The organism is Morganella sp. Je.2.23 (genome assembly GCF_051129855.1).
Classification (GTDB): Bacteria; Pseudomonadota; Gammaproteobacteria; order Enterobacterales; family Enterobacteriaceae; genus Morganella; species Morganella sibonii.
In genome coordinates this window covers 1-1204 of the sequence record NZ_JBCPSQ010000020.1, presented here as the reverse complement: position 1 = coordinate 1204, position 1204 = coordinate 1, and the positions used below count along the sequence as shown (strand labels likewise).

At 52.9% G+C, this 1204-nt stretch carries 1 rRNA gene; it reads right to left on the bottom strand.

Annotation, left to right across the window (positions count from 1 at the left end):
- Nucleotides 1-36: 36 nt before the first annotated feature.
- Nucleotides 37-1204, bottom strand: a 23S ribosomal RNA gene (locus AAZR23_RS20665); the annotation flags it as partial.

The following is a 1204-nucleotide window of genomic DNA, read 5'->3' as shown; positions in this document are numbered from 1 at the left end:
TCTTCGTCTCTCAACTCAAAACACCTTCGGTGTTGTCAGGTTAAGCCTCTCGGTTCATTAGTACTGGTTAGCTCAATACATCGCTGCACTTACACACCCAGCCTATCAACGTCTTAGTCTCAAACGTTCCTTCAGGATTCTCTAGGAATCAGGGAAGACTCATCTCGAGGCAAGTTTCCCGCTTAGATGCTTTCAGCGGTTATCTCTTCCGCACTTAGCTACCGGGCAATGCAATTGGCATCACAACCCGTACACCAGTGGTGCGTTCACTCCGGTCCTCTCGTACTAGGAGCAACCCCTCTCAATCTTCCAGCGCCCACGGCAGATAGGGACCGAACTGTCTCACGACGTTCTAAACCCAGCTCGCGTACCACTTTAAATGGCGAACAGCCATACCCTTGGGACCTACTTCAGCCCCAGGATGTGATGAGCCGACATCGAGGTGCCAAACACCGCCGTCGATATGAACTCTTGGGCGGTATCAGCCTGTTATCCCCGGAGTACCTTTTATCCGTTGAGCGATGGCCCTTCCATTCAGAACCACCGGATCACTAAGACCTACTTTCGTACCTGCTCGAGCCGTCACTCTCGCAGTCAAGCTGGCTTATGCCTTTGCACTAACCGCATGATGTCCGACCATGCTTAGCCAACCTTCGTGCTCCTCCGTTACTCTTTGGGAGGAGACCGCCCCAGTCAAACTACCCACCAGACACGGTCCCCGACCCGGATTACGGGTCTGGGTTAGAACATCAAACGTTAAAGGGTGGTATTTCAAGGTCGGCTCCGTGCAGACTGGCGTCCACACTTCGTTGCCTCCCACCTATCCTACACATCAAGGCTCAATGTTCAGTGTCAAGCTATAGTAAAGGTTCACGGGGTCTTTCCGTCTTGCCGCGGGTACACTGCATCTTCACAGCGAGTTCAATTTCACTGAGTCTCGGGTGGAGACAGCCTGGCCATCATTACGCCATTCGTGCAGGTCGGAACTTACCCGACAAGGAATTTCGCTACCTTAGGACCGTTATAGTTACGGCCGCCGTTTACCGGGGCTTCGATCAGAAGCTTCGCTTGCGCTAACCTCATCAATTAACCTTCCGGCACCGGGCAGGCGTCACACCGTATACGTCCACTTTCGTGTTTGCACAGTGCTGTGTTTTTAATAAACAGTTGCAGCCAGCTGGTATCTGCGGCTGGCTTCAGCTCC